The organism is Alicyclobacillus suci, assembly GCF_017329615.1.
GTDB lineage: Bacteria > Bacillota > Bacilli > Alicyclobacillales > Alicyclobacillaceae > Alicyclobacillus > Alicyclobacillus suci.
In genome coordinates, this window is sequence record NZ_JAFMTW010000001.1 from 99,017 (window position 1) to 112,699 (window position 13,683).

Genomic DNA, 13,683 nt, shown 5'->3' on the forward strand with positions numbered 1-13,683 from the left:
TATCATTTATCAATCAGAAATTATCCAAGAATAGATCATAACTTGAAAATATATGATATAGTGTTGCTGATTGAAGCGCTTCCACGAAATTCAGTCTACTGCTTGACGCACCGCATTGTCGAACTACAACTGAAAGGAGATGTATCCCAATTGCAAGGTTTATTTCACGTAAGCGCTATCGATTATGTCATCATTCTCGCGTACTTTGTGTTTGTCTTAATGGTCGGGTGGCTGCTCCGCAAATACACCCGAACCGGTGAAGACTTTTTCCTCTCCGGCCGCTCACTTCCGGCCTGGATTACCGGTATTGCCTTTATGTCGGCCAATCTAGGTTCGCAGGAAGTGCTGGGCATGAGTGCCGGCGGCGCGGAATATGGCATGATTGAGACGCATTTTTACTGGATTGGCGCCATTCCCGCGATGATTTTCATGGGTCTTTACATGATGCCATTTTACTGGGCGTCCCGGGCGAGATCAGTACCCGAGTACCTGAAACTCCGCTTCAATGAGGCGACACGTGGTGTAAACGCTTTTTCGTTTGCCGTGATGACCGTATTGGTCTCCGGTATCGGCCTTTATTCCATGGGCATTGTGCTACAGGCATTGTTAGGCTGGTCATTGGTCGTGAGTATCATCGTGTCTGCGGTCGTCGTCCTCGCCTATGTCTTCCTAGGTGGGCTGACCTCCTCCATTTTCACCGAGGTGACGCAGTTCTTTCTCATCTGTCTGGGAATTCTGCCCCTCACCATTATCGGCTTAGTGAAATTCGGCGGTTGGCACGGACTGGTGTCTCATATTCCGCATAACTATGGCCACGTTTGGGCCGATCTCGGCACCGCTCACAACGCACTGGGAACGAACTGGTTTGCAGTCGTCTTTGGCCTGGGCTTCGTGATGGGATTCGCCTACTGGACCACGGATTTTCTCGTCGTCCAACGCACCTTTGCCGCGCGCAGCATGCGGGCCGCGCAGGTCACACCCATATACGCATCATTCATTAAAGTGTTTGTCCCCCTCGTCGACATTGTCGTCGGGTTAGTTGCACTCGCCGTCTTCCCGCATATTGGACACGACGGAACGAGCTATAACATGGCACTGCCAATGCTCATGGCGAAATACTATTCAACCGGCATGATTGGACTGGGTATCACGGCACTGCTTGCCAGCTTCATGACGGGTATGGCAGGCAACATCACCGCCTTTACGACCGTGTGGACGTACGACATCTATCAAGCGTACATTAACAAAAAGGCGTCCGACCGCCACTATGTCTGGATGGGTCGCCTAGCGATGACAGTCGGCATGATCTTGTCGATTTTCACCGCGTTTATCGCTGGCAGTTTCCCAAGTATTATGGACTACATGCAAACGCTGTTTTCCTTCTTCAGCGTACCGATTTTCGCGACATTCCTACTCGGCATGTTTTGGAAGCGCACCACCGCGTGGGGCGGATTTAGTTCACTGGTGTCCGGCATCATCTTCGCCTGTATTTTCTACTGGGCACTGCCGTTTCACTTTGCCACGCCAAACGCAAAGACGTTCTGGCAGTCGTTCTGGGTTTGGGTGGTCGCAACCGCTATTGGTATTCTCGTCAGCCTATTTACCAAGCCAAAGACAGACGAAGAACTCAAAGGTATCGTCTATGGCGTGCAAAAGTACCCTTCTTACAAACATTTGCGGTGGTATAAGCGCCCTGGGTATTTAGCGTGTATCTCGCTGGCATTATTCGTCGCCTTGGACATCATCTTCTGGTAAGGGGGAGTCAACATGAACGATTCAGAGAAACCAGCTATGCTCGATTTGCGCCGGCTACTCGGCATCATCTTCACATTTTACGGATTGCTCTTGGGCATTTACGGACTGGTCACTGCGCACCAACCGCGGGCGATATCGTTCAATTTGAACCTCTGGTGGGGAATTTTGATGCTCATCGTGGGGATACTTTTCCTCGTTTTCTCCATCAAACCGCCACGCACGTGGGATCCGGATGACGACGAGCACATCTAACACGAACGATACCCGCGTACTTCAGTATCCGTCGCGACAGCCCCTGGCACCCGCCTGGGCCTGTCGCGACGCGTGTTTATGACGGCCAACGCCCGCCTACACATAGCGTCTATGTACAAACTCCGCGATTCGAGCAGCGGCTTCGCGCAACCGCTCCTCCGTATTGAGAAGCCCTACGCGCACATACCCTTCACCGTGTTCGCCAAACCCACGACCAGGCGCGACTGCGACGTGTGCCCCGACCAATAATTCTTCGGCAAACATCACTGAATCGACGCCCTTGGGAATCGGCAGCCAACAGAAGAATGAGCCCGCTGGCGCGGGCACCAACAACCCATGCCGCTGAGCCTCAGCGATGAATGCGTCGCGACGGCGTTGATAGGTGGTAACCAGTTTTTCAACCGACGCCTGATCTGACGTCAAAGCCGCCACAGCCGCCTCCTGAACTGCCGGAAAAATCGAGACATAGTAGTGATCTTGGATAAGATTCAAATGGGCAATCACATCTTTATTGCCTACCGCAAACGCCACGCGCCAACCGGCCATGTTGTAAGTCTTGCTCATGGTGTAAATCTCGACGCCGACCGTTTTCGCTTCAGGTCTTTGCAAGAACGAAAGTGGCTGAACGCCGTCGTAGCCAATGGCCCCGTAAGCGAAGTCGTGCACGACGACGACATCGTGTGCCTTCGCCCGCTCAATCACCGCATCGAAAAACTCCGGCGTGGCCCCTGCCCCGGTTGGATTGTTCGGATAGTTCAAATACCAGACCTTCACCCGCGCCCACTCCGCTGGCGACAGCGCGTCCAAATCTGGCAAGTAGCCGTTATCCGCCGTAATTGGCATCGGCCTTGCCGTTCCACCCGCCAACTCAATGCCGCTCAAGTAATCGGGATAACCGGGATCAGGCACTAACGCCAGATCTCCCTTGTCCAGGTACAATTCCGCAATCTCCACGAGGCCCGTCTTCCCGCCGACGAGAATGGCAACTTCTTCTTCCGGATTCAACTCGACGCCGTAGGTGCGCGCATAGAAATCCGCAACCGCCAGCTTTAAGCGCGGCAGTCCGCGAAACGGGCTATAGCGATGGGTCGCAGGGTCTAACACGGCTGTACGCAACGCCTCAACCACATGTTTCGGCGTCGGCAAATCCGGATTCCCCTGTCCGAGGTTGATGACATCGTGACCAAGCGCCTGCACTTCGGCGACGCGCTTGGTCAATGCCGCAAAAAATTGCGCGGGCAATCGATTGATTCGTTCTGCTAGGCGGATATCCACTGCTTTCTCTCCTTACCCCTGATTTCTCACCTTAATCAAAGCGTAATTTACGACGTCGCACACCAACGCTGAGCACCAGCCCAACAGCCACATAGTCAATGACGAGCGAAGTACCCCCGTAACTGATAAAGGGCAGCGTGATACCCGTCGACGGACTCAGGTACATGTCCATGCCAATGTTCTCAAACACCTGGAAGGAAAACATGCCGATGACACCGATGGCCATGTACATTCCAAACGGATCATCCGTCGTCGCCGCAATCTTGATTAAACGATACATCAATATCAGGAATAAGAGAACGAGCACCGCCGCCCCGACAAATCCGAACTCCTCACCAATCGCTGAGAAGATATAATCTGTCCACTGATTCGGCACCCAAGCACCTTTTGTCTCAATGCCATTAAACAATCCCTCACCAAACAATTGGCCGCTACCGATGGCGATTTGCGCCATATGGATATTGTAACCAGCATCGCGCACGTCGTAATTCGGGTCGAGCCAGGTCGTGATTCGATCCGCCTGATAACTTTTCAAGATATGCAGCTTATCGACGAGTACTTGGTTGATGAACACCTCAGACTGCTGCGAAAACATCACGGCCGCCACACTGAAGCCGATGACGACAACCAGCACGAGCAGCATAATCATCGCAAAGTGGGTCCGCTTCGCGAACACCGTGTACATGGTCAAGGACATCGCAATGATAACCAACGCCTGTCCCAAGGCTGGCTCTTCGAAGGTCAACGCGAACGGCACGAGCACGATGGGCGCCAAAACCCAAACGCGACGCAGGCGATAGTCGGGCATCTCGCTCTCATCGATATCCGCCATAAACGCGGCCAACCAGATAATGAGCGCGATTTTGGCCAACTCCGACGGCTGTACGGTGACGACTTTGAGGTCAATCCAGGAGTGTGCGCCGTTGCGCGCTGGCAAACCAAAGACGACCAGGAGCAAAAAGCTAGATATCCCATACAGCCACCATCGATACTTGCGCAGTACCCGGTAGTCGAAGACGGTCGTCGCCAATAGCGCAAGCACGCCAACGATTTCGTAGACAATTTGATTGACCATAATATGACTTGGAATATAGGGATTCGCATGGCTATGTGTCGCAGCGTCAATGGCAATCGTGCCATATGCCGCCAGCAACAAAAGGACGCCAAACACGGTGAAGTCCAAATCACGAATGTTGCGACGCAGCATTTCCAAACCAGTTACCTCCGTGTTCGAGTCGGATAATGTCCGTTCATTTAGAGCATCTGGCCAAACCGGCCAAAAACTTCGCACGCGAAGACCTGCAAATATCCGGGCAGTCCGTGACGATTCCGTCGACGCCCGCCTCCATTAAATCTATCATCTGCCGCGCGTCATTGACCGTCCACACGTGAACCTGGACGCCGATGGCATGTGCACGCCTGACAAAGTTGCGATTGACCAGCGGCCGCCCCCAAACTGTGCGCGGCACTTGTAACGCCAAATACGGGACCTTCGCCTTATACCCCATGGCCCGCCGAAGTTCCGGCCCGCGCAGGAGAAACCCCAGCACTTCGCGCGTCGATGCACTCGTCGCGATACGCGCATTCCGCGCTCGCGCCTCCACCAGTGTCTGATGCGAAAACGACGCCAACATCACGCGCTCAAATGCCTTGTGCTCATCGAGGATTTGCAAAAACGCGGCTACCCGTGGCCGAGCCGGCTTTAAATCCACATTGACCCGCACGTCAGGCAACCGTTCCAAGAGCTCTGCAAAGCGCACAATGCGAACGCCTTTTCCGCGAAACGGAAAAGTTTCCCCGCCGTCCCGTGTGAATCGGTAGCCAAAGTCGAGCGCGCACAGCTGCGCATACGTTAAATCGCGAATATAGCCGGTGCCTTCCGTGACGCCATCAACCATTGGATCATGACAGATGACCAATTGGTCATCCTTCGTCCAATGGACGTCTGTCTCGATGACATTGGCGCCCATTTTTATCGCCATTTCAAACGCTGGCCACGTATTCGCAGGCGCCACGCGTGACGCTCCGCGGTGCGCCATCGTCAGAAACTCCGCAGTCTCAGTGCGCCGATGCGCGGACATTGCGCAATCCCTCCCAATTATAAACGACGACGGACAGTCTGTGCAGGACGTCGTGCCACACCGGACAATCTGTGCGTTCGCCGATACATCCGGGATACGTGCCCCATAAGCTAGGCAGTGTCGAAAAGGAGGCGTATATCCATGGTTACGCATCGTCACGTGCGCGAATACCTAGGCAAGCACGTTCACTTGCATACGCGATACGGTCGTTTTGAAGGCGTGATTGTTCATCTCAACAGACATCATATCATCCTTGGGCACGTCCCAGCGCGAAATCCACAACTTGGCGCCCTACCCATGTCCTATTTGCAGCCAGACGCAGCCCTGCGGCAAATGCCGCTCGGCCCTGGCGGCCCTCCAGTACCACCACCAGGTGGAGGCGGTGGTTGGCATATCGCGATTCCCCTCGCAGCCATCATCGGGATTACAGCCATCGGCATGCACTGGTGGTAGGGTGGTCAGGACGGCGGTGGAGGTAGCGGGCGTTGGTGGGCGGCAGTGGCGGGAATAAGACAAAATTCATGCACTATGTGCCCTGCATCTGCCGATGTGCGCAAATCATGCAGAAATCATGCGCGATTTGAGCCCGTGCCCACCAAGGCCCCCCGCACAATAGGACCGCATCGGGATTGCGGCATTATGGCGCCCGACACGCCCGGCGCCACATGCCATCCCGGCAGCGCCTCGTCTCCTCAGCCGCAGATTTTCGCAAACGCAACAGCGTATCTGCCACACTTCGCAATTGATGTGGAAATCGCGCCGCCGTTTGGAAGGGAAAACGTCGCTGCATGTCGAAAGATAATTGGACTGTCTGCGTGACAAGGTGGTGTTCCATTTGCGGACCGAACGACATCAACCAGATTACATACTCATGATAGTGGTCCTCATGCTCACCGGGATCGGCATAATCACCGTCTTTACCGCCAGCACGGTTTATGACTTGCAGCATGATACCTCCGCGGCGCATATGGCTATCCGGCAACTCGCGTTTGGATTGTTTGGCCTCGGCGTCTTCGGGGTCATCACATATGTGCCTTATCACACGTGGTTCAGGCACGCGCCGAAGTTGCTGCTTATCGCCACGGGACTTTTGATTATTGTGTTAGTGCCAGGTGTGGGCCACAGCAGTAACGGTGCGACGCGTTGGCTGGGTGCGTCGAGCATCCACTTACAGCCGTCTGCCGTGGCGATTATCGTGGCCGTAATCTACCTCTCGTTTTTGCTGACGAAGAAAATGACCGTTCTGCACAATTCGCGTCGAGCATTCCGCCCCGCCATTATGGTGGTACTGATGCTGACGGGGCTGGTGTTCATCGAGCCCGATATGGGGACGTCGATGGCGCTGTTCGGCACGGCGATTGTGTTGATGTTTGCATCCGGGCTGCGCATGCGGCCGATTATTGTGACGCTCGGCGTGTTGGCGCCTGTGGGGTACCTAATGATTCGCTTGGCGTCATATCGGAGCAGTCGGTTGGATGCGTTTTTTCATCCGTTTGACCCGAATGTGCAAAGCACCTCCGGCTACCAATTGATTCAAGGGCTCACGGCCATCGCCAACGGCGGGCTGACGGGTCGGGGGTTCGACAACAGCATCATGGCCACCGGGTATCTGCCGGAAGCTTACACCGACTTCATCTTCTCGGTGTTCACAGAGCAATGGGGCTGGCTCGGCGACGCCGGACTGCTCGCTATCTTCGCCGTACTCGTATGGCGAGGATTTCGAATTGCGCGCTACGCACGGGACAGATTCGGGGCGCTGCTCGCCATCGGTTTGACAAGCACCATTATCATTCAGGCGGCTATCAACCTCGCTGCAGTCACCTGGCTGCTGCCGGTCACCGGTATCCCACTGCCGTTTATCAGCTACGGCGGGACAGCTATCGTACTCAATTTGTTCGCCATGGGTATCCTCATGAGCGTCTCGCGCGAGACGCTGGAAACCGCGACAGACGTCGATTCGCTGGCCGAAATTGTGTCCGTAGATGCGTTTCGAGCGGATAGAGGCGAGCCGTTGCCAAGGCTTGGACAACAGCGGAATCAGAAATCGAAATCGCGCCCCGCGCAGGTGACTGCGCTGTCCTCGCGGAGATTGTCACCATGGCAATCCAACGCCGGGTCAACGGGCAGGCAAAAAGCATCACAGGAGCCTGTTCGGCGAAACATTTCGCTCACCTGGAAAGCCCAGCAGGAATCAGCGGCGAGTCGACAGGGGCGGTCGGGACAGCGAGAGCGCGATGGAAATAAAGGAAGTCGGAAGAATAAACGTTAACGAATCGCTCAATCAAGTGGCAGATAGGAGTGTCGCTGATGCAAATTCAGGCGTTTCCCCAACCGGTGCATATGTGTCGGGACATCTGGCAGATTGATCTGCTGGAGCAGGGCCGACCGTGTCGCACAGGGGCCTACGTGATTCTCGACGAACGCCCGACAGTCATCGAGACGGGCGCGGCCCCGTCCCACGATGCCCTGTGCCACGGCCTTGCGGCACTAGGTCTGGCGCCCAAGGACCTCGCGTACGTCATTGTGACGCATGTCCATCTCGATCACGCCGGCGGCGCTGGCCACCTCCTCACCCTCGCCCCACAGGCGAAATTGGTCGTACACCCGCGCGGCGCCCGACACATGGCGGATCCCAGCAAACTCTGGGCTAGTGCCGCGCAGGTCTACGGGCGGCAAACAGATGCACTCTTCGGCAGCATGTTGCCAGTCCCGCAAGCCAACATTTTGGTTCGCCATCACGAAGAGACCTTGTCCATCGGCAACCGGACGCTTCGATTCTTCGATTCCCCCGGCCACGCCAAGCACCACTTCACCATCCTCAGCGAAGAGGACGGTGTACTCTTTGCCGGTGACGCTGTGGGCATCCGCTATCGCACCGGATTCACCGGGTTCCCGTTTGAATTCATCGCACCGTCGAGTTCGCCTGTCGATTTCGATCCCACTGCCATCCACCACACCCTCACCATGTTGCAAGATTTACCCTTCGATTGGGTCTATCACACCCACTTCGGCGCTTCGGCCAAAGCCGCCGCGATTCACGATACCCGTCGCTTGGCAGACGCCTATGCGGCGATGATTAATAAAATCTACATGCCAGGCATCGGGCTGGAAACAGTCATGGACGAGCTGCGGCGCCTTCTCATGGCCGATGTCGAAGCCCAAGGACACTTCCCTCCGAATCTTGACGCACTCGACATCGACATCCGCCTCGACGCCATGGGCCTGATTTACTACGCAGCGGCGCAGCAGCGCGCGCAGAATCCGTCGTAACGTCCGCACGAATGGGCGGCCAGCGAGGCCTGCCACACGTGCAAAACACCAATTTTTCACATACCGTTTACACGGGGTTCACGGAATTCTCTCAGGATTGCAACACTGAGTATATATGATTATCCGTAGGTAGGGACGACATCCGTGGTCGTCATCGCTGGCAGCGATGGTTTGGGGCTGTCAGCATTCTGCAAGAAAGCGGGTGTTTGCACTGTGGCGCTTTGGTTGGTGGTGACTATCCTCTGTGTAACGCCTCTCTTAGTCTATTGGAACTACTACATGCTCACAAGAACCTTCGAGCATGAATCTGTCGATGCTCTATTCTTCACTACCGTACCCTACGACGATGTCCCACATCTCCTATACGCACCTACGCGCATAGAGTTGGAATAGCGCAACTAGCGTAAGCCCGAGGCGGCATCACCATGGCCTTGGGCTGGCGCAGCAGCCGACAGCGCGAAGCGGGCCCGCACGGGGTACTGGAGCTGGCCGTCGATGCGCGTCGATTCGAACAAGCACAGGTCGGGAATGACCGCCGACAGTGGCGCCGGCGTGGGTAGCCGCTCGACGTCGACCTGCGTAGAAAGCTTGCGAGCCAGGGTGATGTGGGGGCGATAGTGCTTCTCGTCGAGATCGAGCGGGAGACGCTCTAACACCGCCCCCTTGACTGCCTGGTGGAGGGCCTGAAGTTTGTCCCAGTCAGAGTCGTTTCGGGAGAGGCCGAGCCAAAACACCTTGTTGCGGGAGAATTGGCCGAGTGAGCCGGTGGTCAGCCGGATGGGCGTGACCAGGCGCGCGGCCTGCTCGCCAGCTTCAACAATGGCGTCCTGGTCGGCGTCTTCCACTACGCCCAAAAACAAGACCGTGATATGTAAGAGTTCTGGATTGCTCCAGGCGCTCGCGTGGACGTGGCGCGCCTGGAGGCTCGTCTGCACCTGATGCAAGCTGGACTTCCAGTCGGCGGGCAACTCGAGGCCGAAAAAAAGCCGGGGCATCTTACGCGCCCGCCCCCAAAGCGATTCGGCGGTAAGCGCCCTCGTGATAGCCGACGAATACTTCCTGGTCCGTGACCAAAATCGGGCGCTTGAGCAACTTGCCGTCTTGCGATAGTTCGCGAACCCACTCATCCTCTGTAAACTTGGCGTTTTTGAGATCTCGTTCGCGATACACGATGCCGCGCGTGTTGACAAAATCCTCAATCGGGCGCCCGGACTTGTCCATCCACGTGCGAATCATCTCCTCGCTCGGCGGCATGTCCACAATATCGTGAAACTCGACCTGTGCGCCGCTTTCCTGCAAGGTTTTCAGCGCATCGCGACAAGTCGAGCAACGGCGGTAGCCATATAAAACCACAAATACTCCTCCTTCAGGTACCCATTAAAGGTGTCAACCCATCGGGCGATTACCTCAAAATTGCGTGTGCTTGCACAAAACCTCCATCACTTGCGCAAGGCCCGTGGCATCTTCCTCATCAAAGCGACCCACGCGCGGACTGTCGATATCGAGCACGCCAATCAACTTATCCTGCACGACAATCGGTACGACAATTTCTGACCTCGACGCCGGATCACACGCGATATGCCCCGGGAACGCGTGCACATCTTCCACGACCATAGTTTGCCGGGATACGACGGCTGATCCACAGACACCTTTGCCCGCCGGAATGCGGATGCACGCTGGCTTCCCTTGAAAAGGGCCAAGAATTAGTTCATTGTCAGCTTCGCTCCAGAGGTAGAATCCAACCCAATTGATATCCTGCAGATACACATTCAACAAGGACGACGCATTGCTCAAGTTGGCAATGGCGTTTGCCTCGCCAGTGATGAGGTGATGAAGTTGGGTAGCTAGTTGGTTGTAAAATTGCTGTTTATTGTTTACCTCAATAGCAGATTCCGTAAACATGTAGACTTCATCCTTTCACCGACGCTTTCGGTCCTTATATTATAGTATAATCCACCTGAAAGGTCGTACGAAGGAGCTGACCGTCTTGTCGAGAACCCCCAAACGCAATCAAGTACCCGCCGTCGCCACCTTCTCCATCGTGGCTGTCGATACCGCCACAGGTGAAATCGGCGTCGGCGTGCAATCCAAATTTTTAGCTGTCGGCTCTGTCGTGCCGTGGGTCAAAGCTGGCGTTGGCGCCATCGCCACACAAAGCTGGGCCAATACGACTTACGGGCCGCGCGGACTCGAACGACTCGAGCGCGGCATGCACCCTTCGGCGGTAATTGACGAATTAATTCGAGACGACGCGGACAGCGCATCCCGCCAAGTTGGCATCGTCGACGCAAAGGGGCAAAGCGCAACCTATACTGGGAGCGGTTGCTTCGCGTACGCAGGCGGAGTCGCCGGTGTAGGGTTTGCCGCTCAAGGGAACATCCTCGCCTCCGCCGCAGTCGTCGAAGGCCTCGTCAAAGGCATTCAATCTGAGGGGGCGCTGGCGGATCGGATGATTCGGGCCCTGTCACTCGCACAAGCCGCAGGCGGGGACAAGCGTGGGATGCAATCCGCGGCGCTCTACATCGCGAAGGAAGGCGGTGGCTACGGCGGATTGAATGACCGCTTTATCGACCTTCGCGTAGACGACCACGCCGACCCCATCCACGAATTAGACCGACTTTTGCATCTGCAGCGCCTGTACTTTGGCCGCACGCAACCAGAAGACGTCATCCCGCTCACGGGCGAAACGCTGGACGAAGTCCGCGACTTGCTGCGGCAAAAGGGGTACGAGGCGGGAGCGGGAGCGGAGTACGACGAGACGACCCAGTCGCAGTTGCAGCAGTATTTCCTGACAGAGAACTTTGACGACCGCTGGACAGAGGAGGCCACCATCGACCGGTTGGTACTCGACTACATGCGGAAACACTGACACACCGATTGTTCGGAAAGGACGACAGTCATGCTCGGCATTTGGATAGGCAAATTGGTTACCTGGCTTCTGCGTATGCGCGGGATGGATGCCACCAGTTTTCCCGGCAAAATCGCGCTTAAGGTTTCCCCGCGCCTGATTGCGTGGTTTGGCAAACGGCTAGAGCGCGTGATTGTGGTGACCGGTACCAATGGCAAAACGACGACCACCTCACTCTTAGCGGCGATGATGCAACACGAGGAACCTGTCATCACCAACCATAAAGGCGCGAACCTCGTGCAAGGCATCGCCACGGCATTTTTGCAGCACACCAGCTGGACAGGGCGACTGCGTGCAAAAACAGCCGTGCTGGAAGTCGACGAGGCGACATTCCCACGCATCGCGGACAGTCTCCCAATTGTGCTGATTATCGTGACGAACGTGTTTCGAGATCAGCTTGACCGCTATGGAGAGCTGGACGTCACAGTCGAAAAACTGTTCACCGCCATCCGCAAGACGGACGCCTGCCTGGTGTTGAACGCAGATGACCCGATTTGCCGCAACCTCGGCCTGCGCGCGAGCCGCAAGACGTTCTACTACGGCATGTCCCGCGACACGGCCCGCACCGGCTTACGCCGCCAAATGCGCGACGGGCAGTTCTGCATGAACTGCGGCCACGAACTGACCTACGACGGGTTCTGGTATGGCCAATTAGGGCTTTACCGCTGCCCGGCGTGCGATTTTTCGCGGCCACACCCGGAATTCATCGGCGTCTACCGCGGCAAGTCGTTGACGCTTCGCGAACAGGAAGTGCCAGACATCGAGTTGACCATGCCCGTACAAGGTCTCTACAACGCGTACAACGTCTTGGCAGCGGCCAGTGGCGCGCGCGTAGCCGGCTTGTGGGCAGGCCCTATTCACGAAGGGCTGGCCGATTACAACCCGCCGGATGGCCGCATGCAGACGTTTGACACGGCGGCGCCTGTCACGCTGAATCTAGTCAAGAATCCAACCGGTTGTGACAGCGTGATCCAAGCCATTACATCGGAACCTGGCCAAAAGCTGGTCGTCATTGGCATTAATGATCTCGCCGCCGACGGCCGCGACGTCTCTTGGCTGTGGGACGCGGATTTTGAACTGTTTGCAGAGGACGAGGAGATTGTCTCGTTCATCACGAGTGGCTTTCGAGCGGAAGATATGGCGCTGCGGTTAAAATACGCCGGCGTCGACACGTCGCGCATCCGAATTATCGAAGACATGGACGAAGCGGTGGCAGCGGCGATTGAGTCGGCCAAACACCAACACGTACCGGTCTTTGCAATCTGTACCTACACCCTGCTGCACAAGACGGTACACAATCTAACGGCAAAGGCGAGAGAAAATGAGCGAGCGAACGCTGAATATCGCGCATCTGTATCCTGATTTATTGAACCTCTACGCGGACCGCGGCAACATTTTGACGCTTGTGCAGCGCCTGCGGTGGCGCGGCATTGAAGCGGTGGTCCACGAGGTGACACACCACGACCAGCCACGCCTCGCTGCATACGACCTCGTGCTGTTGGGCGGCGGCTCTGACCGAGAGCAAGAGATTGTCGGAGCGTATTTGGCCAAGCACAAAGACGAATTCGCGCGAGCTATCGCAAATGGGCTGCCGGTGTTGGCCATTTGCGGTGGGTATCAATTGCTTGGCGCGTATTACCAGTTGCCGGACGGCCGAAAAATCCCGGGGCTGGACGTGCTCGACATGTATACAAGCGCTGGAACAGGTCTCCCGAGACTGATCGGCAATGTCGCAATTGAAACAGAATACGGTATCGTCCTGGGATTTGAGAACCATGGCGGACGCACAGTCCACCATCACGAGCCCTTGGGAAAAGTGCTGCACGGGCACGGCAACGATGGCGAGAGCGGCTTCGAGGGCGTTCACCACATGAACGTCTGGGGAACGTACATTCACGGACCGCTGCTTCCGAAAAATCCGCAGTTCGCCGACGCCGTGCTCGCCACGGCATTGGCGTACGCAGGGCACTCCCCGGAACTCGAACCCCTAGCGGACGATACAGAGGCACTAGCCCGGCGCGCCTTTCTCAGCCGCCGCATGCCGGACGTGAACTTAAGCCATCTCACGAACGACTCTACAACCGAACATGCCAAGACAACGCAGCAACCGTCCTGACGGCTGTTACGCCAATACCTGTCAAA

At 56.2% G+C, this 13,683-nt stretch carries 14 protein-coding genes; 8 read left to right on the top strand and 6 right to left on the bottom strand.

From position 1 onward, the window contains the following. The first annotated feature begins 150 nt into the window (after positions 1-150). Positions 151-1,755 (top strand): sodium:solute symporter family protein, encoded by a 1,605-nt coding sequence (locus J3482_RS00635; protein WP_146822499.1) that lies wholly within the window; start codon positions 151-153, stop codon positions 1,753-1,755. A gap of 12 nt (positions 1,756-1,767) precedes the next feature. Next, positions 1,768-2,007: a hypothetical protein gene (locus tag J3482_RS00640; protein WP_021295850.1), complete on the top strand. Its 240-nt coding sequence runs from the start codon at positions 1,768-1,770 to the stop codon at positions 2,005-2,007. Between the two features lie 96 nt (positions 2,008-2,103). On the opposite strand, the gene J3482_RS00645 is transcribed toward J3482_RS00640, so the two are convergent. The 3 genes from J3482_RS00645 to J3482_RS00655 are packed head-to-tail and all read right to left on the bottom strand — an operon-like array spanning position 2,104 to position 5,363. After that, a complete protein-coding gene (locus J3482_RS00645) occupies positions 2,104-3,282 on the bottom strand; it encodes a pyridoxal phosphate-dependent aminotransferase (protein ID WP_206921914.1) in 1,179 nt (392 codons plus the stop codon). Between the two features lie 31 nt (positions 3,283-3,313). After that, the gene (locus J3482_RS00650) at positions 3,314-4,489 is read right to left on the bottom strand and encodes an FtsW/RodA/SpoVE family cell cycle protein (RefSeq protein ID WP_223204103.1); all 1,176 of its coding nucleotides are present in this window, start codon (positions 4,487-4,489) and stop codon (positions 3,314-3,316) included. A 43-nt stretch (positions 4,490-4,532) separates the two neighbouring features. Then, complete coding sequence (locus J3482_RS00655) at positions 4,533-5,363, bottom strand: glycerophosphodiester phosphodiesterase family protein (protein ID WP_236017720.1); 831 nt, start codon at positions 5,361-5,363, stop codon at positions 4,533-4,535. A gap of 141 nt (positions 5,364-5,504) precedes the next feature. Here J3482_RS00655 and J3482_RS00660 point away from each other — a divergent pair, with 141 nt between their 5' ends. The 3 genes from J3482_RS00660 to J3482_RS00670 all read left to right on the top strand — a co-directional run bounded on the left by J3482_RS00660 (position 5,505) and on the right by J3482_RS00670 (position 8,633). Beyond that, entirely contained in the window at positions 5,505-5,816 is a 312-nt protein-coding gene (locus J3482_RS00660) for a hypothetical protein (RefSeq protein ID WP_206921915.1), read from the top strand. A 373-nt stretch (positions 5,817-6,189) separates the two neighbouring features. Then, positions 6,190-7,632 (top strand): FtsW/RodA/SpoVE family cell cycle protein, encoded by a 1,443-nt coding sequence (locus tag J3482_RS00665; RefSeq protein WP_223204102.1) that lies wholly within the window; start codon positions 6,190-6,192, stop codon positions 7,630-7,632. A 38-nt stretch (positions 7,633-7,670) separates the two neighbouring features. Beyond that, complete coding sequence (locus tag J3482_RS00670) at positions 7,671-8,633, top strand: MBL fold metallo-hydrolase (protein WP_146822495.1); 963 nt, start codon at positions 7,671-7,673, stop codon at positions 8,631-8,633. Between the two features lie 398 nt (positions 8,634-9,031). On the opposite strand, the gene thpR is transcribed toward J3482_RS00670, so the two are convergent. From thpR to J3482_RS00685, 3 genes are read right to left on the bottom strand one after another with little or no spacing between them, the layout of a single operon-like run. Further along, on the bottom strand, positions 9,032-9,628 hold the full coding sequence (gene thpR, locus J3482_RS00675; protein ID WP_146822494.1) for an RNA 2',3'-cyclic phosphodiesterase: 597 nt from the start codon (positions 9,626-9,628) through the stop codon (positions 9,032-9,034). Position 9,629: 1 nt separating this feature from the next. Continuing rightward, the gene (locus tag J3482_RS00680) at positions 9,630-9,986 is read right to left on the bottom strand and encodes an arsenate reductase family protein (RefSeq protein ID WP_146822493.1); all 357 of its coding nucleotides are present in this window, start codon (positions 9,984-9,986) and stop codon (positions 9,630-9,632) included. A gap of 54 nt (positions 9,987-10,040) precedes the next feature. Beyond that, positions 10,041-10,535, bottom strand: coding sequence for a free L-methionine (R)-S-oxide reductase MsrC (locus tag J3482_RS00685; RefSeq protein ID WP_146822492.1), 495 nt, complete (start codon positions 10,533-10,535; stop codon positions 10,041-10,043). 85 nt (positions 10,536-10,620) lie between these two features. Here J3482_RS00685 and J3482_RS00690 point away from each other — a divergent pair, with 85 nt between their 5' ends. From J3482_RS00690 to J3482_RS00700, 3 genes are read left to right on the top strand one after another with little or no spacing between them, the layout of a single operon-like run. Continuing rightward, on the top strand, positions 10,621-11,502 hold the full coding sequence (locus tag J3482_RS00690; protein ID WP_146822491.1) for a DUF1028 domain-containing protein: 882 nt from the start codon (positions 10,621-10,623) through the stop codon (positions 11,500-11,502). Between the two features lie 30 nt (positions 11,503-11,532). Then, positions 11,533-12,903, top strand: coding sequence for a Mur ligase family protein (locus tag J3482_RS00695; protein WP_146822490.1), 1,371 nt, complete (start codon positions 11,533-11,535; stop codon positions 12,901-12,903). Next, positions 12,863-13,657 (top strand): type 1 glutamine amidotransferase, encoded by a 795-nt coding sequence (locus J3482_RS00700; RefSeq protein ID WP_146822489.1) that lies wholly within the window; start codon positions 12,863-12,865, stop codon positions 13,655-13,657. The genes J3482_RS00695 and J3482_RS00700 overlap by 41 nt, the downstream gene beginning before the upstream one ends. Positions 13,658-13,683: the final 26 nt, after the last annotated feature.

Bases quoted from the DNA above. Each gene is read 5' to 3' on its own strand.
- J3482_RS00655 (WP_236017720.1), bottom strand. From the start codon at position 5,363: ATGTCCGCGCATCGGCGCACTGAGACTGCGGAGTTTCTGACGATGGCG.
- J3482_RS00700 (WP_146822489.1), top strand. From the start codon at position 12,863: ATGAGCGAGCGAACGCTGAATATCGCGCATCTGTATCCTGATTTATTG.
- thpR (WP_146822494.1), bottom strand. From the start codon at position 9,628: ATGCCCCGGCTTTTTTTCGGCCTCGAGTTGCCCGCCGACTGGAAGTCC.
- J3482_RS00670 (WP_146822495.1), top strand. From the start codon at position 7,671: ATGCAAATTCAGGCGTTTCCCCAACCGGTGCATATGTGTCGGGACATC.
- J3482_RS00695 (WP_146822490.1), top strand. From the start codon at position 11,533: ATGCTCGGCATTTGGATAGGCAAATTGGTTACCTGGCTTCTGCGTATG.
- J3482_RS00650 (WP_223204103.1), bottom strand. From the start codon at position 4,489: ATGCTGCGTCGCAACATTCGTGATTTGGACTTCACCGTGTTTGGCGTC.
- J3482_RS00640 (WP_021295850.1), top strand. From the start codon at position 1,768: ATGAACGATTCAGAGAAACCAGCTATGCTCGATTTGCGCCGGCTACTC.
- J3482_RS00685 (WP_146822492.1), bottom strand. From the start codon at position 10,535: ATGTTTACGGAATCTGCTATTGAGGTAAACAATAAACAGCAATTTTAC.
- J3482_RS00660 (WP_206921915.1), top strand. From the start codon at position 5,505: ATGGTTACGCATCGTCACGTGCGCGAATACCTAGGCAAGCACGTTCAC.